The sequence below is a fragment of the Pseudomonas sp. NLJ1 genome, from assembly GCF_049486705.1.
Classification (GTDB): Bacteria; Pseudomonadota; Gammaproteobacteria; order Pseudomonadales; family Pseudomonadaceae; genus Aquipseudomonas; species Aquipseudomonas inefficax.
Genome location: NZ_CP137735.1, coordinates 3,539,316 through 3,558,682, shown reverse-complemented (window position 1 = coordinate 3,558,682; position 19,367 = coordinate 3,539,316). Strand labels below are relative to the sequence as shown.

Sequence of the window (19,367 nt, the reverse complement as noted above, 5' to 3'; positions counted from 1 at the left end):
CTCTCTACATACAAGGTCAGGGGCAATGCCTGCCTTCAGGAGCGATCGGCCTCCCCGGAAGTGCTTCTTCAGCCCGACGAGAATAACCTCTCCCGCTAGGCCAGACACAACATACAAGGAGCGGCCTTGTGTCGCGAAAGGGGCGCGCAGCGGCCCCACGATTGCAGCGTTGCCGCCGAAATTGCCGGGACCGCGTTGCGGTCCTTTCGCGACACAAGGCCGCTCCTACAAAAAAGCGCGACACCCTGCTGATGGTGCGTATTACCCTGTATGCCTTTTCATCCAGCAAACACAGGCTATACCTTGACCAGAGCGCAACTCGAAACCCAACAGGTCCCGATCTACTTCGCCGCCGTGCTCGTCGCCGTCACGTTCGGCCTGCTGGCCAGCGACACTGCACGCCACCTGCAAGCCCTGGTCACCCCCGCCATCGCCGTACTGATGTACGCGATGTTCCTGCAGATCCCCTTCCTCGACCTGCGCCAGGGCCTGGGCAACCGCCGCTTCATCGCCGCCCTGCTGCTGGCCAACTTCATCCTCGTGCCGCTGCTGGTCTGGGCCATCACCCGCGGGCTGGTCGAACACCCGGCGATCCTCATCGGCGCGCTGCTGGTGCTGCTGACACCGTGCATCGACTACGTGGTGGTGTTCACCCACATCGGCAAGGGCGACGCCCGCCTGACCCTGGCCGCCACCCCCGTGCTGCTGTTGGTGCAACTGGCGCTGCTACCGCTCTATCTGGCCCTGATGCTGGCTGACAGCAGCAACGTGGCCATCTCCGTCACCCCGTTCGTGGAAGCCTTCGTGCTGCTGATCGTGCTGCCGATGGTTCTTGCCGTGCTCACCAGCGCCGGTGCCCGTCGCTCGCGCACGGTCTCGACCTGGAACGACGCCTGGGCGTGGATGCCGGTACCGGCCATGGCCCTGGTGCTTGTGGTAGTGATCGCCTCGCAGATTGCCGTGGTGCTGCGTGACTTCGACCGTTTGCTGCCGGTGATTCCGGTGTACATCGGCTTCATGCTGTTGGCGCCAGTGCTCGGGTTCGTTGCCGCGCGCTTGCTGCGTTTGCCGGTGACCGAGGCACGCTCGGTCACCTTCAGCGCCGCCACGCGCAACTCGCTGGTCGTACTGCCGCTGGCGCTGGCGTTACCGGAAGACATGCGCGGGTTGGCGGCAGCAGCGGTGATTACACAGACACTGGTGGAGCTGGTAAGCGAACTGATCTATGTAAGGGCGGTGCCCCGCGCCGTGTGCTGACCCGGGGCATCGGTCGCTCGGGGTCAGGAGCGCTCAGGGCACACGGCAAACACCTGCACCTCGACCAGGTAGCCCTCTCCCAGGTCTGCGCCTACACAAGCCCGGGGTGGTTTCGGACAACCCTGCAACCAGGCGTCGTACACCTCATTGACCAGGTCGAAGTGGCTGTAGTCGGCAATCCATAACTGAACCCGGGTCAAGTGTTCCTTGCCCACGTTGGCCTCTGCCATCAACCCATCGATCGTACTCAACGCCTGGCGCAACTGCCCCTGCACATCCTGGCGCAGGTCGTCCGCGACCACGCCTGCCGTTTCGAACAGGCCCCTGTAGCTGACCGCCAGCGACATCCGCTCGCCTGATCCATACCGTTCGATCATCAAAGCTCCTCCCCTTAACCCAACTGGTTGAGGCAGACGACTTTGGGCTGGGTCATGTCCTCGTAGGCGAACCGTACCCCCTCACGCCCGAGGCTCCCATACTTGGAACCACCGAATGGCATGGCATCGAAGCGGTAGTCGGACGAGTCGTTGATCATCACCCCACCCGCCTCGATTCGCCGGGCCAGGCTCAACGCCAGCGACAGGTCGCGGGTAAACACACCGGCATGCAAGCTGTACTCCGGGGCGTTGGCCAGTGCTATCGCCTGCTCGATATCCTCGAAAGGCGCCAGCATCACCACCGGTGCGAATACCTCCTCACGCCACAGCCGGCTGGCGTGGTCAACGCCTTCCAGCACCGTCGGCGCATAGGCCGCCCCCTGGCGTCGATGGCCGCAAAGCAGGCGAGCACCGTCCTGAAGGGCCAGGTTCACGCGCTCTTCAATCTGCCGGGCCGCGCCTTCGGTGATCATCGGCCCCATGTCGGTTTCGCGCAGGCCTGGATCACCCACCACCATCGCCTGGGTCAAGGCAACGAAGCGCTGGCGGAACGCCTCATAGATCGAAGCGTCCACCAGGATGCGCTGGGTGCCGATGCAGTTCTGCCCGGCCGCCCAGAATGCGCCAGACACACAAGCCTCGACAGTGGCCTCGAGTTCGCAGTCCTTCAGTACCAGTACCGGGGCGTTGCCGCCCAGGTCCATGGCAAGTTTTTTCAGGCCCGCCCCCCGGGCAATCTGTTCGCCCGTGGCGAAGCCGCCCGTGAAGGAAATCATCCGCACTTCACGCACGGCCACCAGGGCCTTGCCCAGCTCGGCACCGCCAGTGGCCACGGTGACGACAGCCTCCGGCAGCCCTGCATCAACCAGGTACTGCACCAGCTTCAAGGCGGACAGCGGGGCCAGCTCCGAGGGCTTCAGAATGACCGCATTGCCTCCAGCAATCGCTGGCCCCAGCTTGTGCGCCACCAGGTTGAGCGGGTCGTTGTACGGGGTAATGGCCAGGATCAGCCCCAACGGCTCGCGGGTGAACCAGCCCTGGCGCGACTCGGAGCCTTCATAGGCATCAAAAGGCACCACCTCGCCGGCGTTGCGCCGCGCTTCCTCGGCAGACAGCTTGAGCGTGTTGATGCAGCGTTTCACCTCCTTCTCGGCCTGACGCAGGGTCTTGCCCGCTTCGTCGACAATCAGGCCGGCAAAATCCGCGGCGTCACGTTCGATGAGTCGGGCGGCCTGCTCCAGAATGCTGGCGCGGCGGTGCCGGGGCAGCGCGGCACTCTCGCGCACGCCCTGGCGAGCACGGACGAGCAGACCTGGCACGGCATCGGCAGCAAGGTTGGCGACGCTGCCGACCAGGCTACCGTCGAAGGGGCTGTACACATCGATCAAGGTGGGTTGCTGGACGGCTACCCGGGACACGGAAGTCAGGCTCATGACGGTTGCTCCTCAGGCCGAGCGGCCAGCGGTGTGGATGGCGACGATATCCGACAGCAGGGCGAATGCCGTTTCGACACGTCCCGCACCCGGGCCGGACACGGTCACAGCGCCCAGCAATTCGGTGTTGAACGCAACCGCATTGGTGGCACCGGAAATACCCGCCAGGGGGTGATTGCCGGGTAGCAGGCGCGCTTCGACGCTGGCACGCACCGAGCCATCGGTTTCACGGCTGGCACTGCCGATCAGTTTCCAACGCTGGCCCGCCGCCTGCGCTTGCTGGATAGCCGCGCTGTCGAGGTTGCTGATGCCGCTGCAGCTGACATCGTTCACCTGCAAGCAGGCACCGAGCAGCTCGTTGGCGAGAATGACCACCTTCAGGCGCACGTCATACCCCTCCACATCGGCGCTCGGGTCTGCCTCGGCGTAGCCAAGTGCTTGCGCTTGGGCCACCGCATCGGCAAAGCCCAGCCCCTCTTCCATACGCGTCAGCACATAGTTCGAGGTGCCGTTGAGGATGCCCTCGAAGCCCACAAGGCCTGCACCGGCCAACGTCTGGCGCGCCATGCGCAGCACCGGTGTACCGCTCATCACCGCGCCTTCGTATTCGAACGACACGCCATTGGCCTTGGCCAAGGCTTTCAGCGCCTGGGCATGCAAGGCGATCGGCCCCTTGTTGGTAGTGACCACATGCTTGCCCGCTTCCAGCGCCCAGCGGCAGAAGGTTGCCGCCGGTTCACCGTCCTTGGGGTTGGTGAAAGTGGCCTCGGCGATGATGTCGGCACCGGACTGCTTGATCACCGACTCGTTGAACGCCTCTGCCGAACCTTGAGGGATCTGCGCCAGCGCACCCTTCTGAGCGGGCAGAGCAGCCAGCGTGGCCGCATCCAGGCCATTGCGGTCGATTGCCGAACCCAGGAACAGGTCGGTGACGCCAACGATCTTCAGGCCGAAGCCCAGCTCTTTCTGCCAGCGCGCATTGCGTTCGGCGATCAGTTGGGCCAGGGCACGGTTCACGCCGCCAAAGCCAACGAGTGCGATCTTGTATTCGGTCATGGTTTGCTGTCCTTTCCAGGCGATTGGTCGATGAGGACAAGCGTAAGAGCCGTGCAATGCCAGTTGAATATGGCAATCCGCTGTATTTACTGGCCAATCTGACCAGTGCCTGATGCATGCCTGGGCGCCGCCGGAATGCACAACGCCGCCAGGGCGCAAGCCCGGGCGGCGTTGTTGTAGCGAGGGTTGGCAAACGGCAGCGGGCGTCTCAGATCACCGTGGCCAGGACGAACGATGTGACGGTGTTCTCGACCCCCGGCATGGCGGCAATCTCCTTCCATACATGGTGCACCCGTTCCGGGCTGGAAGCCTCGACGCGCAGCAGCAGGTCGAATTCACCGCTGAGCACTTCACACTGGATCACCTCGGGAATCTGGCGCAATGCATCGAGCACAGCTTCTCCGCGCATGCGGTCATAGCGGTAGACGAAGATGACCGCGTTGATCAATGAACTCGGTCGTCGTCCCTCACCGATGCGCAGGGTATAGCCCTGGATGGCCCCGTCACGCTCCAGGCGCTCGATGCGCTGGCGTACCGCGTTGCGCGACAGGTTCACCTTGAGCCCCAGTTCGGCATGGGCAATGCGTGCATTGGCGGTGAGTTCGGCGAGGATACGCTCGTCCAGGGGATCGAGGATGCGCTTCATAGTCCGGCCTGCAACCGGGCCAGCAGCTCATGAACCCCCGCCAGGTCGTCGGGTGCCAGCAGCGGCCCGCCGCCTGCAGCAGCCACGACACTGGCCGGTACTTCGCCATGCCAGGCCCCCAGCTCCGCCAGCAGCCCGGCGGACTTTTCCGGGGCAAACTGCCCCAGCGTGACGATGGGCGCGCCAATGTTGCGCCGGTGCAGGCGCCCGGCGAATGCCCCGGTGGCGGCATGCGGGTCTACTGCGCTGCCGGTTTCGTGGAACAGCGTGACGATTTCTTCGCGGATCAGCGCGTCGTCCACGGCATAGGAGTCGAACAGCATGCGCGCATGCAACCATTGGCGGTTGCCGATGCTCAACTCGCCACAATCCTCGAAGTGCTCCATCAGCGCCCGGGTCGCCCCGCCATCGCGGTCATACAGCTCCCAGACGAAGCGCTCCAGGTTGGAGAACAGCGAGAAGTCCATGACCGGCGACAAGGTCTGGCTGGTTGAGCCACGGCTGTAGCGATTGCAGTGGATGAACCGGTGCAGGGCATCGTTGCGGTTGGTGGAGACGATGATCTGGTTGATCGGCAGGCCCATTTTCTGGGCAATGAACCCTGCGTAGATTTCGGCAAAACTGGCCGTGGGGATACTGAAGCCCACCGGCCTAATCCCCCCGCCCAGCTGCAGCGCGGCGTGAAAATAGAACACGATCTGCGCCAGCACGCCGACCCAGTTGGTCGAGTTGAAACTCACGGGAATCAGCCCGGGGCATGGCCATGCACGCAGCAGCGCCGACACCAGCGACTGGCAGTCATCGAAGCTGCCGTCCACGGCCACGCAGCTGACGCTGTCGGAAGCGGCACTGCGCATCACCGCCGCCCGGTCGGCCGGTGTCCCGGCACTGGGGTACAGCGCCAGCAAGCGTGCCGTCGGGCAATGCCGCAAGGCTTCGATTGCGGCCACCGCCGTATCGCCGTTGCTGGCACCGACCAGCATGACCCGTTCGCAATCGGCCCCCAGGAAATGGCGGATGAGCCGCGCCTGCAACTGCGCGGCGAAATCCTTGGAGGACCGGGTAGGCCCGTGAAACAGCTGCAGGATCCATTCGTTGTGGCCAATCTGCTGCAACGGCGCGATGCCACGGTGCCTGAACCCTCGGTAGCTGTCGCTGACCAGCGCCCTGAGGGTCGGCTCATCAAGGGTATCGCCGACAAACGGTGCGATCACCCGCCAGGCCAGTTCGTCGAACGGCAACCACGACCAGCTGGCAATTTCCTGCTGGCTGAAGGTCGGCACCGCGGCAGGCACGTATAGCCCGCCATCGTCGGCCAGCCCGGAAAGCAGCGCCGTGCGGAAATCGACCCGTATCTCGTTGCCGCGCGTGGATGTGTACTGCATCGGTGCTCCAGGTAACTATTTGATTAACGGTGGGCCATTGCCACCAACCAGTGGCTGAAGGCCTGGGCATCCGTGGACAACGCCTCGCCCAGGCCACGTACCAGGTAAAACGACTCGCTCGCCTCGATGCGTTGGGCAAAAGGCGCTACCAGCCGCCCCTCCCGCAGCAAGTCCTCGACCAGCGACGAGCGCGCCAGCGCCACCCCAAGCCCCAGTTCCGCCATGCGCAAGGTCGCCACCAGGGTGTCGAACTGCAGGCCGCTGGAGGAGTCGACCTGATCGGCGCCAACCCGCTCCAGCCAATAACCCCACCCCTCCTCGTAACCCAGCACATGCAGCAACGGGACGCGGGCCAGGTCGCGCGGCTCGCGTAGCGGGGCGTCGGCAATCAGCGCAGGCGAGCAGACCGGCACCAGCATGTCGCGGGTCAGGCGCTGCGCCTCCACGCCCGCCCACTGGCCGCTGCCCCAACGGATTTCCAGGTCATCCTCGGCATCCAGTTCCTTGACCCACAGGTTGCTGATGTAGCGGATGTCCACCTGCGGGTGCGAACGACGAAAATCGGCCAGTCGGGGCGCCAGCCAGAAGTGCAGGAACGACAGGCTGCCGCGTACTTTCAAGGGCCGACGCTGGCGTTGCCCGAAAATTTCATTGGTGCCCACCGCCAGGCGGCTGATCGCGTCCTGCACCACCGGCAGGTAGGACTGGCCCTCTTCAGTCAACCCCAGCCCCCGGGGCAGGCGCTTGAACAGCGCCACCCCCAACTGGCTCTCCAGGTGGCGAATCTGCTGGCTCACGGCCCCCTGGGTGAGGTGCAGTTCCTCGGCTGCATGGGTGAAGTTCAGGTAACGCGCCGACACTTCGAAGGCTCTGAGCCAGTTCAAGGGGGGCAGGGTTTTCTGGGTCATCGGCGGTTTCTCGTGGCAACGTTCCGGTGGCCTAGTATCACCCTGCTCTGGCAGCCTCGGAACCTGGCGCGACCACTTCCAGCGGGCCTGCCTGGCGGCTGCGGAACTTGCACGTCAGCCAATAGGCCAGGTAGCACCAGGCGATGAAGGGCAAGCCGAAGTACAGGGCCACGCGCTGGGCGGGGTCGAAGGCAATACCGACGCAGGCCAACACGCAGCAGAAGATGGCGGCTAGCGGGACGAACGGGTAGCCGCGCACCCGGAACTTCAGGTCTGCGAGGTTGCCGCCATTGGCGAGGTAATGGCGGCGGAAAGCCATTTGGCTGGCCGCGATGCTGATCCACACCACCACCACCGCCAACCCGGAAATGGACACCAGCGCCAGGTAGATGGTGTCAGGGGCAAACACGCTGCTGAGCAGCGAAGCCATGCCGCCCGCCATGCTCAGGACAATGGCGTTGAACGGCGTGCCACGACGCGACAGTGCCGCATACCGGCGGGGCATGTTGCCTTGGTCACTGAGGGTCCACAGCATGCGCGCCGCAGCATAGAGCCCGGAATTGGCCGCCGACAGCAGCGCAGTGATGATGACGAAGTTCATGATGTCTGCGGCATAGGGGATACCGATCATGGCAAAGACCATCACGAACGGGCTTTCAACCAGCCCGGCCTGTTCACGCGGCAACAAGGTTGCCAATACAAAGATGGTGCCGACGAAGAACAGCGCCAGGCGCAGGACCGTGGTACGGATGGCCTTGGGCACGTTCTTTTCCGGGTCGCGGGTTTCGCCGGCGGCGATGCCGATCAACTCGGTGCCCGAGAACGCGAAGGCCACCGCCAGCAGGGTCATGGCGATCGACCAGAAGCCCGTAGGGAACAGCCCTTCGCGGGTGAAGTTGCCCAGCCCGACACTGTGCGCCTGGGTAATTTCGAAAACGCCCAGGATCGCGCCGCCGCCCACCACCAGGAAGGCAATCACCGCCAGCACCTTGATCAGTGACAACCAGAATTCGGTTTCGGCAAACGACCGCACCGAGATGATATTGCTGATGAACACTGCAAACCCGAACAGCGCACTCCATATCCACACCGGCGTATCGGGGAACCAGCGCACCATCAGGATACCGGCGGCGGTGAATTCCGAGCCGATGGCCACGGTCCAGGTCAGCCAGTACATCCAGGCCACCATGTAGCCTGTACCCGGCCCGAGGTAGCGCGTGGCGTAACTGCTGAACGAGCCGACTTCCGGCATGTGTACCGCCAGTTCGCCCAGGCACATCATCACCAGGTAGACCATGATCGCGCCGAGGACATAGGCGATGACCGCCCCCAGCGGGCCCGCCTGGTTGACGGTGTAGCCCGACGTCAGGAACAGGCCGGTACCAATGACACCACCCAGCGCCAGCATGACGATATGGCGGGTTTGCATATCCTGCTTGAAGCTGTGCGCCGAAGCATTTCTCGTTGTCGTTGTCTGCAGGGACATTGTGGTTTACTCATGAAAGTTGGCGGGCAAGGACGTTGCAACGACCTCGTCTTGGCAGAGCGAAGCGAATTGCCTTGCATATTGTTTTTGTTCGACTTCATGAAGTGGCACCCACCGCAAGCAGCGGGTGCTACGTGCCAGCCTCAGGCCTGTGCTTCGGCCAGGCAGGCGCCTTCGTCACCGTGCAGTTCCTTTGCTGCGGCCAACTCCTGACGCACCGATGCACAGGCCTGTGCCAGGTCTGCCAGCAGGTCCTCGGTGTCCTCGATGCCCACCGAAATGCGCACCAGCCCTTCGGAAATGCCCAGGGCCAGCCGTTCTTCGAGGGTGTTTTCCACATGGCTGGTGGTTCGCGCCGGGCCATAGATGGTCTCGACTGCCCCCAGGTTGCCCGCCCGATGGGCGTACTTCAGGCGCGGCAGCAACCGCGCCACGGTGGGCATGCCACCTTTGAGCACGAAGCTGACGATGGCTCCGAAGCCGCGCATCTGCGCCTTGGCAATTGCATGGCCCGGGTGCTGGGGCAAACCGGGGTAGTTGACCGCTTCAACCAGCGGTTCGGTCGTCAGGTAATTCGCCAGGGCCTTCGCGCTGGCCTGTTGCTGACGCAGGCGCAGGGCCAGGGTCTTGATACCGCGGATGATCAGGTAGGCGGAAAACGGGTCCAGCGCCGCACCATTGATTTCACGGTAGTGGCGTACCTGCGCCATCAACGGCTCGGCACCGCACACCACGCCACCCAGCACGTCACCGTGCCCGGACAGGAACTTGGTCGCGCTGTGCACTACCACGTCCACGCCCAGGGCCAACGGGTTCTGGTTCAGCGGCGTGGCGAAGGTGTTGTCGGCCACTACCACAGCGCCGGCCTGCCGGGCAGCAGCGCTCAGGCGCTGGATGTCCAGTACCTTCAGGGTGGGGTTGGTAGGGGTTTCCAGATACAGCAGGTCGCAACCTGCGGCGATCTCGCGCTCCAGCGCCTCGGTGTCGAGGGTGTCACACAGGCAGACTTGCACGCCCATGCGCGGCAGGAACTCTTCGAAAATCTTGTTGGTGCCGCCGTAACTGTCGCGGGTCGATACAACGCGCTTGCCGCTTGAGAGAAAGGTATGCAGCACGGCACTGATGGCAGCCATGCCGCTGCTGAATGCCACCGCCGATTCGGACTGTTCCAGCTCGCACAGCTTCGCTTCCAGCGTGGCGACTGTCGGGTTGCTCATGCGGCTGTAGATGTAGCCCGGCAATTTGCCCTGCGCCACGTCGTACCAGGCATCGATGTCGTTGTAGCCGTAGGCGGCACTGACCACGATCGGGGTCTGGGTAGCGTTGTACGGGTGCTGGACCTGTTCCCCGCTCCACACTACTCGCGTGCCGATACCGACCGCTGCATTGCCCACGATTTTTTCGTTGTTGTTCATATCCGGTTCCCGCACCGCTGAGTTGTGTACACCGATTCGGCATCGGCTTTCAGCGGACTATAGGGGCATGGCGGGGGACTGAAAAACGATGGAATCCGGGTCTGAGTAACGTTTTTTTTAATGGCTGGATGCCAAGCGGTCGCACAAGCCGCCCGGCACCCTGCCGGCTTCACCCCAGGTTGCGTTTCAGCTCGGCAATGTGCTCCGGGCCGATGCCACAGCAGCCACCGACCATGCTGGCACCGCGCTTGCGCCAGTCAGCGGCCCATGCCAGGTAACCCGGCGGGTCCAGGTCTTCGCGCAGCTCATCCAGGCCATCGTTGGCGGTGGCTTCCTTGGGCTGCGGCGGAAAGGCGTTGGCATAGGCGCCAATGGCGACGTCAGCGTTGTGGCGCTCGATCACCGAGCGCGCCACATCGACCGCAGCGCCGATTACCTCGGGCTGGCTGCAGTTGAACAGCACGGCCGCCACACCCAGGCCGACCACCGCTTCGATGGCATCGGCCACTGGCTCGCCGGAGCGCAGGCGCGGCGTTTCGTCCACGTCCTCGTCCTGCAAGGTGAACGACACCCAGAACGGCTTGCCGTCTTGCGGCAGGTGGGCGTGGATGGCCCGCACTTCGGCAATCGAGCTCTGGGTTTCTGCCAGCCACAGGTCGACGTGCGGGGCCAGGCCTTGCAGCAGCGGGGTCAACACCTCCCCGACGCGCTCGGGCTGGAACAGGTCCGGGCGGTAGGAACCGAACAGCGGCGGCAGCGAGCCCGCTACCTTGACCGGGTGCGCCCCGGCATCGGCGGCGTGCCGCGCCAGCTGGCCTGCGATATTGGCGAGCTGGCGCCCTTCCTTGGCAAAACGCTCCTCACCAATGTGAAAAGGCACCACCGCGTAACTGTTGCTGGTAATGACCTGGGCACCGGCACCGATGAACGCTGCGTGCACACCAACTACCGCTTCGGGCGCCTCGCTCAGCGCCAGCGCCGACCATTCAGGCTGGCGAAACGGCGCCCCACTGCGCTGCAGCTCACGGCCCATGCCACCGTCGAGAATCACCATCGCTCGCTGTTTCATATAACTACTCTGCAGGTTCTTATGAACAAAATTCATTATGTGAGTTGCGTTTATAACTATTAAATACACTTTCTCCCAATTGGCCAACATTTCAGGTATGTACATGCGATTCTCTACTGTGCTCGGTGCGGGCCTCGTGCTGCTCGCAACTGCTTCCCAAGCCTTTGCTGGCACCACGCTGGAGCGGGTTGAATCGCGCAAGGAACTGGTCAACGTGCTGATGGAAAGCTACCCGCCGTTTTCCTTTCTCAACGACCAGAACCAGCTGGACGGTTTCGACGTGGATGTGGCCAAGGCCGTGGCGGACAAGCTGGGCGTCAAGCTGCGGCTGGAAACCCCCTCGTGGGACGTGATCGCCGCTGGCCGCTGGAGCGGCCGCTACGACATCTGCATCTGCTCGATGACCCCGAGCAAGGCCCGCGCCGAAGTGTTCGACTTCCCGGTGGAGTACTACGCATCGCCTGCGGTGATCGTGGTCAACGCCAAGGATGAGCGCATCCATGGCGCCAAGGACCTGGAAGGCCGCAAGGTGGGTTTGACCAGTGCCTCGAGCTACGAGAGCTACCTGAACAAGAACCTGGTGATCGAAGGCAACGAGGACAAGAAGATCGACTACCCCTTTGACTTCGTGCAGATCGCGCCGTACGACACCGACAACGTCGCCTTCCAGGACCTGGGCCTGGGCGCTGGCGTACGCCTGGATGCCATCCTCACCAACCTGGTGACCGCGCAGCCGCGCCTGGACCAGGACAAGCGCTTCAAGCTGGCCGGCGCCCCGTTGTATGAAGAGCCGAACTCGGTGGCCATCGAAAAAGGCGACCCCGAGTGGGATGCCAAGGTGCGCCAGGTATTTGCCGAACTGAAGGCTGATGGCACCCTGGCCAAGCTGTCGCAGAAATGGATTGGCGCCGATATCAGCAAATGAGCACCTTCCCATCGTCCCCCAAGCCCGTGGTCAAGCCCACGGGCAACAGCCTGTTCGGCTTTCGCACCCGGTTGCTGCTGACCTGGCTGGCGCTGTTCGGGCTGTTTGTCGCGTTTTTCCTCAGCTTCGACCTGAAGTTCTCGATCATTCTGGAGAAATTCCCCAACCTCGCCGGTTTCAAGCTGGGGCCCAACGGCTTTCTGCAAGGCGCGGCGCTGACCCTGTTCCTGTGCCTGTGCTCGATGCTGGTGTCGGTGCTGTTCGGCTTTGCCGCCGCGCTGGCGCGGTTGTCGAACAGCGCGGTGCTGGTGGGTGTCGCCAGCTTCTACACCTCGTTCTTCCGTGGCACGCCGCTGTTGATCCAGATTCTGCTGATCTACCTGGGGCTGCCGCAGCTGGGCCTGGTACCGGGCGCCATCAGCGCCGGCATCATCGCCCTGTCGCTGAACTACGGGGCCTACCTGAGCGAAATCTTCCGGGCCGGCATTCTCGGCGTCGCGCGCGGGCAACGTGAAGCGGCACTGGCGCTGGGCATGCGCACGCCGCAGATTTTCTGGCATATCGTCCTGCCCCAGGCCATGCGGGTGATCATTCCGCCTACCGCCAACCAGTTCATCTCGATGCTGAAGGATTCATCGCTTATATCGGTGATGGGGGTGTGGGAGGTGATGTTCCTGGCGCAGTCATACGGGCGGTCGAGCTACCGGTACCTGGAGATGCTGACCACGGCGGCGGTGATCTACTGGGTGCTGTCGATCCTGCTGGAGCTGGTGCAGGCGCGGCTGGAGCGGCATTTTGGCAGGGCCTATCAGCGCTAGGGGCTGAATTGGCAGGGCAACTGTCTTGCATAAGCCTGGCCCTTGTAGATACTCTGTTGGCGGTCAAGCTTTTCTGAGGTGTTCAGAGCTGAAAAGCTTGGCCGTATCAAATGGCTCATTCCCGCGCATGCATGCCCAGATGCCTGTCAGGTACTTGCGCATGACCGCAGCGATAGCCTGCATTTTCTTCTTGCCCCTGTTGACCAACGACTCGTAAAAAGCCTTCGCATAAGGGTCGCAGCGCACTGCGGTCAAGGCAGGCATGTACATGGCTGCCCGTAGATAAGCATTCCCACTTTTGCCGAGTCTGCCGGGCTTATCAATGCTCGTTCCCGATTGGGTCTGTCGAACATCGAGACCCGCGTGGCGAGCTACCTGCGAGGACTTGAGTATTTGAGGAAGGATGGTCAGTTCAGCCAATGCCGCAAGTGCCGAGACTTCTCCCATCCCAGGCCCTGCGAGCAGCTGCTTGTACTGCCGAGTAAGCGTCGGACACTGGGCGACCAGCTCGCGGCCCGCCTTACGAAAGCGCTCAATTCGATTATCCAGTGAAGCAATCGCTTCCTCCTGATCCTCGATCAGCATCGACACGGTTGTAGCGGTCGCCTGCAATGCATGCAGTTCGTTCTTCGCCCTTGTACGATGCCCCACCAAACGATTGATGTGTCGCCCCAGAGCCCTCAGCTCAAGCTGCACAAGGCTTGGAGGTGTCCACAAGCGCGGTGTCATACGCTCGCCGTACTCGGACAGCAGTTGAGCATCTATTGCATCGGTCTTGCTGTTCACCAGCATTAGTTTGGCGAAATTGTGGAAGCTCTTGGGGTTGATCACGGATACAGGGAGGTCAGCCGCATGTAGCTCAAGGGCCAAGTCCAGGTAATAGATTCCGGTCGCCTCCATCACGATCGACTTGGGTTTGAGTGCCAGCAGCTTTTTCACCGCAGCCTTACGGCCTGCAGGGGTTTGAGCGATATCCCACTGTCCGGCCGGACGCCCATCTTTACGCACCGCAACGACCGAAGTACGTGAGCCGATATCGACGCCAACCCAGACACTCATTTCTTCCCTCTCCCAAGCGAGTTAGGTAACAATGGCCTCCGGTTCCCCGACCTCGAACTTCATGCTGCTGCAACCTTGTAATGCGAAGTCCGACTTGTCGGCTTCTCGATACTCTTCGCAGTGGGCAATGAGGCGGGGGGCCTCTCTACATACAAGGTCAGGGGCAATGCCTGCCTTCAGGAGCGATCGGCCTCCCCGGAAGTGCTTCTTCAGCCCGACGAGAATAACCTCTCCCGCTAGGCCAGACACAACATACAAGGAGCGGCCTTGTGTCGCGATGGGCTGCGCAGCAGCCCCAGGGTTTGCGCACAGATGCACACATTGCCGGGGGCTGCTGCGCAGCCCATCGCGACACAAGGCCGCTCCTACAGGGATCGCGCCAGCTTCTAGAAATTGAGCCAGACAGTTGCTCCCACAGCGTCACAGCGCCTTCATTTCAACAATATCCCGCGCCACCTGGTCTGCCGATTGATCGAACATCGCCTGCTCCCGCGCATCCAGCGGCAACTCGATCACCCGCGCCAGCCCCTCTTCTGCCAGTACGCAGGGCACACCCATGGCGATGTCCGTTCGCCCGTACTCGCCCTCCAGAATCGCCACCGCCGGCAAGATGCGGTTTCGCCCATTGGCGATCGCATCCACCATTTGCGCAATCGCCACGCCCGGCGCATCGCAGGCACTGCCCAGCTTCTTCAGCCCCAAAATCTCGCCACCACCCTTGCGCGTGCGCTCCACGATCTGCTCGATCTGCTCGCTGGAGAGGAAGTGTGACAGCGGCACCGAACCGATCTGGCAATAGCGCATCAGCGGCACCATGCTGTCGCCATGCCCGCCCAGGACCAGCGCCGTGATATCCCGGGCAGAAAACCCGGTCTGCTCGGCGATGAAACACTTCATGCGCGCGGTATCCAGCACCCCCGCCTGGCCGAACACCTTGCTGCGCCCCTGCCCGCTGAGGCTCCAGGCGCGGTAGGTCAGCACATCGACCGGGTTCGACACCACCAGCACCGTCGCCGTTGGCGCATGCTGTTTGATATCCGCCATGATGCTATCGATAATCGGCAGGTTGATGCTGAGCACGTCCTGACGCGACTGCCCAGGCTTGCGCGGCACGCCTGCGGTGATCACCACCAGCTCAGCCCCGTCCAGCATTTCAGCCTTGGCCCCGCCGTGAACGCGGGTATCGGACCCCGACTCGACTGCCGCCTGCCACACATCCAGCGCCTTGCCCTGGGCCAACTCGCCCTGCACATCCATCAACACCAACTCACGGCACAACTCTTCCCGGGCGATGATCTGCGCCGCCGCCTCGCCGACCATGCCGGCACCCACGATTGCTAGTTTGTTCACGTGACACCTCCCAGCGGCGCGCGCCACCAGGAACACGCCTGCAATACAGAAGTATTGCCCGCTGAGGCGAAAAGGCCACTCGAAGGTTGATGCGAGCCATCCCCTGGTGCAGCACCCCGCCGACCAGATCCGTACTTCTTCGCGGATGTCCTCGGCCTCGCCTTCGCTTGCCCGTTCGTCGGTCCAGCCGACCGTGGCAGCGGTAGGGTTCTCTGAACAGATACCCATCACTGGAAACGAGGACTGATCATGGCAACTCCAAGGGAAAACCTGCTCGACTGGCTGCGTGATGCCCATGCGATGGAGCAGCAAGCGGAAAGCATGCTCAAAGGCCAGGCCGAGCGCCTGGAGCACTACCCGGAACTCAAGGGCCGCATCGTCAGGCATATTGAAGAGACCCAAGGCCAACAGCGCGTGCTGGTGGAGTGCATCGAGCGCTTGGGCGGCAGCACATCGACCTTGAAGGACCTGGCCGGCAAACTCATGGCGTTCGGGCAGGCAGTGGGCGGGATGGCCATGAGCGATGAAGTGGTCAAAGGCGCCATGGCAGGGTACGTGTTCGAGAACATGGAAATCGCGTCTTACACGGTGCTGATCGAGGCGGCCGAGGCGGTCGGGGATAGCGCCACTGCACAAGCCTGTCGTTCGATCCTGAAGGAAGAAGTGGCCATGGCCGAATGGCTGAAGGAGCATCTGCCCGAGGTAACCCGAGCGTTCCTGGCCCGCTCGGCCGACCCTGACGCCACTGCCAAGCGCTAAGTGTACTGCCCCGCGCCGGATCAACTCCGGCGCGGGCATTTCTCATTGCTGTCCGCTGTTGACCTTGCCCAGCTCCGCTCCAGTCAGAGGTTGCGCCTCCGGGTTCGACTGGGTGCGAAGCTTCATTGCCTCGACCGCCGACGCACTCTGCTCGTCCAGCTGGACGCTGGCAGAGCCATCGCCGCCGTCTACCGCCGGGTGCGGCTCGTCGACATAGATCCAGTCCTGCCCCTGGTTCCACGCCCCACGCATTTCACCGCCCTGGGACAGGTTGAAATAGGTGCGGTTGAGCTCTGGATCACCTGGCAACTTGCCTTGCGGGAAGTTTGGCTGGATAGCGTGCAATGCCTTTTCGAACGACATCTGGTGGGCGATTTCGCGGCTCATCAGAAAGCCCAGCGCGTCCTTGATGCCTGGGTCGTCGGTGACGTTGATCAGCCGTTCGTAGACGATCTTGGCCCGCGCCTCGGCGGCGATGTTCGAACGCAGGTCGGCAGTCGGTTCGCCAATGGTGTCGATGTAGGCAGCGCTCCACGGTACGCCGGCGGAATTGACCAGCGGCGCCCCGGCCCCATACAGCAGGCTGGTGACATGTGAGTCGTTGCCGGCACCGGTCAGCGAGCGGTAGAGCTCGCCCTCGGCCTCCACGCCTTCAGCAAGGTTGCCCTTGGCCCCTTTGTTGAGCATCACCACGATCGAACCGATGATCTCCAGGTGGCTGAGTTCCTCGGTCGCGATGTCGTAGAGCATGTCCTTGCGGCCTGGGTCGTCCTCACTGACCGCTTGGGTGAAATAGCGCATGGCCGCAGCCAGCTCGCCCTGCGGGCCACCGAACTGCTCCAGCAACAGGTTGGCCAGGCCGGGATCAGGTTGTGCCACGCGTACGGTGTATTGCAATCGCTTGTTGTGCATGAACATAAGCAGGTCCTCAGGCATGCAGGGGCAGCGCGGCTGCCCCTGCGTTTTTTACGGATGACTAGCGGTTGTCGTCACTCTTGCGACCACCGCCGTGGCTATGCTGGCCACCGACCCGTCCGGCCTCCGAAGCCTTTTCCCGGTCATTGGCGAAGTTGCCCCCGGACTGCTGACCGCCCTTGCGGCCAGCTTCGGACGCACGCTCAGGGTCGTTCTTGAAATTGCCACCCGACGCCTGGCCACCCTTGTGGCCTGCTTCCGAGGCGCGCTCTGGATCGTTCTTGAAGTTACCCCCTGACATCTGGCCGCCTTTCTGCCCGGCCTCCGATGCCTTTTCGCGATCGTTGGCAAAGTTGCCTGGATTGGTATTGGCGTTGCCACCTTGGTTACCGCGGTTGTCCTGATTGCTAGCCATGATTGACACCTCATGTCGGTAGTTACACAGGAAGGTCTGTGTTCATCAGTGACAGAGCCCAAGCGGCGCATCTTGCAACGAATTCTGAAAGAGCTGACGAAATGCCCTAATGGAAGTGGCCCTTACTTCTTGCGAGAACGATCCTCGCGGTGAGGTATACAAATCGCGGTTATCAGCGGCCCCCAAAGCCTTGTCCAAAAACAATCGCTCGCCTGTGGGGGGGAACACTGTTTGATTCGCAGCCAGCCATCTATCCGGCTGAACGGATGCGGCTCGATCGGGATCAACCTAACTGAGTCGCTTGTCCCAGTTCCGCCAAGAGGGCATTCGCAATGGTCAACTACCTGTACTTGATCCCCTGCATCCTCGGCCAGCCCGGTACCTGCGAGTTGCGCAGTTACCAGGAAGACTTGTGCTGCGAAGTGTCATCGCTCGCTAATGTGCAGGCGCAGTTTTCGGCATGAACGCGTTCAGCGAGGAGATAGCCCTGGGACAGCGCCGGCTCAAAGCGGTCAATCGCTGGTTTCTGCTGTACGACGACGTCGAGCAAAGACGAAACTGCCCTAGCACCCACCACGAGGAATTGTTGCGCCTGGCCGATGAAATGGACCGCCTTGGTTTGGTGGACTGGCGCGAGTGGCGGGACCTGCGGCGGCTGGCCGATCGAGGGTTTCTGAGAGCGATTGCGGGCTCTGACTATCACGGCGTTTAGTGCTGGCCGGCTAGGAAAGAACCCGCCACAAGGCGGGTTTCAGAAGGGCGTGCCATTTGCCCCAGCGCCTTCCCACTGCCGCAGCCAAAGCAGATACCCCAGGCTTTCGCGCCCCCTGTAGGAGCTGGCTTGCCTGCGATGGGCTGCACAGCAGCCCCCTTACCCACACCTGGCAGGAATAAACCCCAGGCGGTCTTTGGTAGAAGGCCAGTCGTTTTGCCGTTTCCCCGCACCTGCCCCACTGTCACAGGCAAAGCACATATCCCGGGATTAGCGCGGTCCCTGTGGGAGCTGGCTTGCCTGCGATGGGCTGCAAAGCAGCCCCATACTCTACCTGGCAGGAATAAACCCCAGGTGGCCTTTGGCAGAGGGCCAGTCGCCAATATCTGGCCCGCTCCAACAATGATTGCTATTCAAAGCGAAAACGAGCGAAGCCCGTGCCGTTTTGCCGCTTCCCCGCGCCTGCACCACTGCCACCGGTAAAGCAAATATCCAGGAATTAGCGCGGTCCCTGTGGGAGCTGGCTTGCCTGCGATGGGCTGCACAGCAGCCCCATACTCTACCTGGCAGAAATAAACCCTAAGCGGCCTTTACCAGAGGGCCAGTCGCCAATATCTGGCCCACCACCCAACAACGATCTTGCCTAACTCTCAGGCCCCTGCCCGTTTCGCTCCATCACCTTGCCACACTGTTCACTGGCCAAACGACTGATGATCCGGATCGCCTGATGGATACCGGCCGTGTTGCGAAAGCTCAGGTGTGGGTTGTGTTCGCACTCCAGCATTTCGTCGTGCTGGACCAGGGCTTCGCCTAGCAGTTCTAGGGTCCAGGCGTAGCTTTGGATGGTGGATAGGCGTTCTTGGTTAGTCATGGCGTGCCTCCGATTGGGCGGAGACGGAGCGGGATTGGCTGGAGGTGAGATAACTGAGCGTGGTGCAGGAATGATGGGGGAGAACGAATGTGAGTATCTTGAATGGACTTGAGGTAGACATGCATGCGGTCCTTTTCGGTTAAAGCACCACGCTGACCGTCGCCAAACGGTTAGGGTGGCAGCTGTACGCAGGTTGGCGAACCGAGGAAAAGGAACTCGGCAGACCCGAAGGTCTCCCACGCACAGCCGCCATTACACGAAACTGCGGACGCAAAAAAAGCGCCTGCAATCGTGGTCGGGGCGCCGTTGCGCCTTTTCGTTCGGGTCGCCAAACCCGGTCGCGGAATTGGCCGCGACTGGAGCAAGGTATCGCTGTGGGGGCTCTGATGCAAGGTTGTCCGTTGTATGAGTGGTCGCGGAAAACTGTAGGAAAAAGTCAGTCAGGGGGCGAGCCGTAGCTAGAGGACCTGAAACACGCCAACTCATTGTGGTGCGGAGACAGACGGACGGT

General features: G+C 62.5%; 18 protein-coding genes and 3 pseudogenes. 5 read left to right on the top strand and 16 right to left on the bottom strand.

Annotation, left to right across the window (positions count from 1 at the left end):
• Positions 1 to 303 precede the first annotated feature (303 nt).
• Positions 304 to 1,257, top strand: coding sequence for a bile acid:sodium symporter (locus tag R9B85_RS16095; protein ID WP_313852669.1), 954 nt, complete (start codon positions 304 to 306; stop codon positions 1,255 to 1,257).
• Positions 1,258 to 1,280: 23 nt separating this feature from the next.
• Here the strand turns inward: R9B85_RS16095 and R9B85_RS16090 are convergent, their stop codons facing one another.
• The 9 genes from R9B85_RS16090 to R9B85_RS16050 form a co-directional block, all read right to left on the bottom strand.
• Positions 1,281 to 1,604: a RidA family protein gene (locus tag R9B85_RS16090; RefSeq protein ID WP_112251926.1), complete on the bottom strand. Its 324-nt coding sequence runs from the start codon at positions 1,602 to 1,604 to the stop codon at positions 1,281 to 1,283.
• 44 nt (positions 1,605 to 1,648) lie between these two features.
• Positions 1,649 to 3,067, bottom strand: a complete 1,419-nt coding sequence (locus R9B85_RS16085; RefSeq protein WP_112251925.1) for an aldehyde dehydrogenase family protein — start codon at positions 3,065 to 3,067, stop codon at positions 1,649 to 1,651.
• 12 nt (positions 3,068 to 3,079) lie between these two features.
• Complete coding sequence (locus tag R9B85_RS16080) at positions 3,080 to 4,123, bottom strand: homoserine dehydrogenase (RefSeq protein ID WP_207879778.1); 1,044 nt, start codon at positions 4,121 to 4,123, stop codon at positions 3,080 to 3,082.
• Positions 4,124 to 4,331: 208 nt separating this feature from the next.
• Positions 4,332 to 4,769, bottom strand: a complete 438-nt coding sequence (locus tag R9B85_RS16075) for an Lrp/AsnC family transcriptional regulator (protein ID WP_085626668.1) — start codon at positions 4,767 to 4,769, stop codon at positions 4,332 to 4,334.
• The gene (locus R9B85_RS16070) at positions 4,766 to 6,154 is read right to left on the bottom strand and encodes a threonine synthase (protein WP_423770365.1); all 1,389 of its coding nucleotides are present in this window, start codon (positions 6,152 to 6,154) and stop codon (positions 4,766 to 4,768) included. The genes R9B85_RS16075 and R9B85_RS16070 overlap by 4 nt, the downstream gene beginning before the upstream one ends.
• A 23-nt stretch (positions 6,155 to 6,177) precedes the next feature.
• Positions 6,178 to 7,062 carry a LysR substrate-binding domain-containing protein gene (locus R9B85_RS16065; protein WP_112251922.1) on the bottom strand — a complete coding sequence of 295 codons (885 nt, stop codon included), beginning with the start codon at positions 7,060 to 7,062 and terminating at the stop codon, positions 6,178 to 6,180.
• A gap of 37 nt (positions 7,063 to 7,099) precedes the next feature.
• A complete protein-coding gene (locus R9B85_RS16060) occupies positions 7,100 to 8,548 on the bottom strand; it encodes an amino acid permease (protein WP_181457330.1) in 1,449 nt (482 codons plus the stop codon).
• Positions 8,549 to 8,691: 143 nt separating this feature from the next.
• Positions 8,692 to 9,963, bottom strand: a complete 1,272-nt coding sequence (locus R9B85_RS16055; protein WP_252379350.1) for a cystathionine gamma-synthase family protein — start codon at positions 9,961 to 9,963, stop codon at positions 8,692 to 8,694.
• 169 nt (positions 9,964 to 10,132) lie between these two features.
• The gene (locus R9B85_RS16050) at positions 10,133 to 11,017 is read right to left on the bottom strand and encodes a homocysteine S-methyltransferase family protein (protein ID WP_181457332.1); all 885 of its coding nucleotides are present in this window, start codon (positions 11,015 to 11,017) and stop codon (positions 10,133 to 10,135) included.
• Positions 11,018 to 11,135: 118 nt separating this feature from the next.
• Here R9B85_RS16050 and R9B85_RS16045 point away from each other — a divergent pair, with 118 nt between their 5' ends.
• Entirely contained in the window at positions 11,136 to 11,957 is an 822-nt protein-coding gene (locus R9B85_RS16045; RefSeq protein WP_112251918.1) for an ABC transporter substrate-binding protein, read from the top strand.
• Positions 11,954 to 12,775 (top strand): amino acid ABC transporter permease, encoded by an 822-nt coding sequence (locus tag R9B85_RS16040; RefSeq protein WP_112251917.1) that lies wholly within the window; start codon positions 11,954 to 11,956, stop codon positions 12,773 to 12,775. The genes R9B85_RS16045 and R9B85_RS16040 overlap by 4 nt, the downstream gene beginning before the upstream one ends.
• Positions 12,776 to 12,838: 63 nt before the next feature.
• Here the strand turns inward: R9B85_RS16040 and R9B85_RS16035 are convergent, their stop codons facing one another.
• Together R9B85_RS16035 and R9B85_RS16030 are read right to left on the bottom strand one after the other, a co-directional pair.
• Positions 12,839 to 13,834 (bottom strand): IS110 family transposase, encoded by a 996-nt coding sequence (locus R9B85_RS16035; protein ID WP_252379473.1) that lies wholly within the window; start codon positions 13,832 to 13,834, stop codon positions 12,839 to 12,841.
• A 420-nt stretch (positions 13,835 to 14,254) separates the two neighbouring features.
• Positions 14,255 to 15,184, bottom strand: a complete 930-nt coding sequence (locus R9B85_RS16030) for a malate dehydrogenase (protein WP_112251916.1) — start codon at positions 15,182 to 15,184, stop codon at positions 14,255 to 14,257.
• Positions 15,185 to 15,433: 249 nt separating this feature from the next.
• On the opposite strand from R9B85_RS16030, the gene R9B85_RS16025 reads away from it, so the two are divergent.
• Positions 15,434 to 15,943, top strand: coding sequence for a ferritin-like domain-containing protein (locus R9B85_RS16025; RefSeq protein WP_112251915.1), 510 nt, complete (start codon positions 15,434 to 15,436; stop codon positions 15,941 to 15,943).
• Positions 15,944 to 15,985: 42 nt separating this feature from the next.
• On the opposite strand, the gene R9B85_RS16020 is transcribed toward R9B85_RS16025, so the two are convergent.
• The 4 genes and pseudogenes from R9B85_RS16020 to R9B85_RS16005 all read right to left on the bottom strand — a co-directional run.
• Positions 15,986 to 16,861, bottom strand: coding sequence for a manganese catalase family protein (locus R9B85_RS16020; RefSeq protein ID WP_423770364.1), 876 nt, complete (start codon positions 16,859 to 16,861; stop codon positions 15,986 to 15,988).
• Positions 16,862 to 16,919: 58 nt separating this feature from the next.
• Positions 16,920 to 17,012, bottom strand: a pseudogene (locus R9B85_RS16015) (general stress protein); the annotation flags it as partial.
• Positions 17,013 to 17,159, bottom strand: a pseudogene (locus R9B85_RS16010) (general stress protein); the annotation flags it as partial.
• Positions 17,154 to 17,273, bottom strand: a pseudogene (locus R9B85_RS16005) (KGG domain-containing protein); the annotation flags it as partial. The pseudogenes R9B85_RS16010 and R9B85_RS16005, both read right to left, overlap by 6 nt.
• Before the next feature lie 460 nt (positions 17,274 to 17,733).
• Here R9B85_RS16005 and R9B85_RS16000 point away from each other — a divergent pair.
• On the top strand, positions 17,734 to 17,985 hold the full coding sequence (locus R9B85_RS16000) for a hypothetical protein (RefSeq protein ID WP_112251912.1): 252 nt from the start codon (positions 17,734 to 17,736) through the stop codon (positions 17,983 to 17,985).
• Between the two features lie 643 nt (positions 17,986 to 18,628).
• On the opposite strand, the gene R9B85_RS15995 is transcribed toward R9B85_RS16000, so the two are convergent.
• The gene (locus tag R9B85_RS15995; protein ID WP_207879775.1) at positions 18,629 to 18,856 is read right to left on the bottom strand and encodes a hypothetical protein; all 228 of its coding nucleotides are present in this window, start codon (positions 18,854 to 18,856) and stop codon (positions 18,629 to 18,631) included.
• Positions 18,857 to 19,367 lie beyond the last annotated feature (511 nt).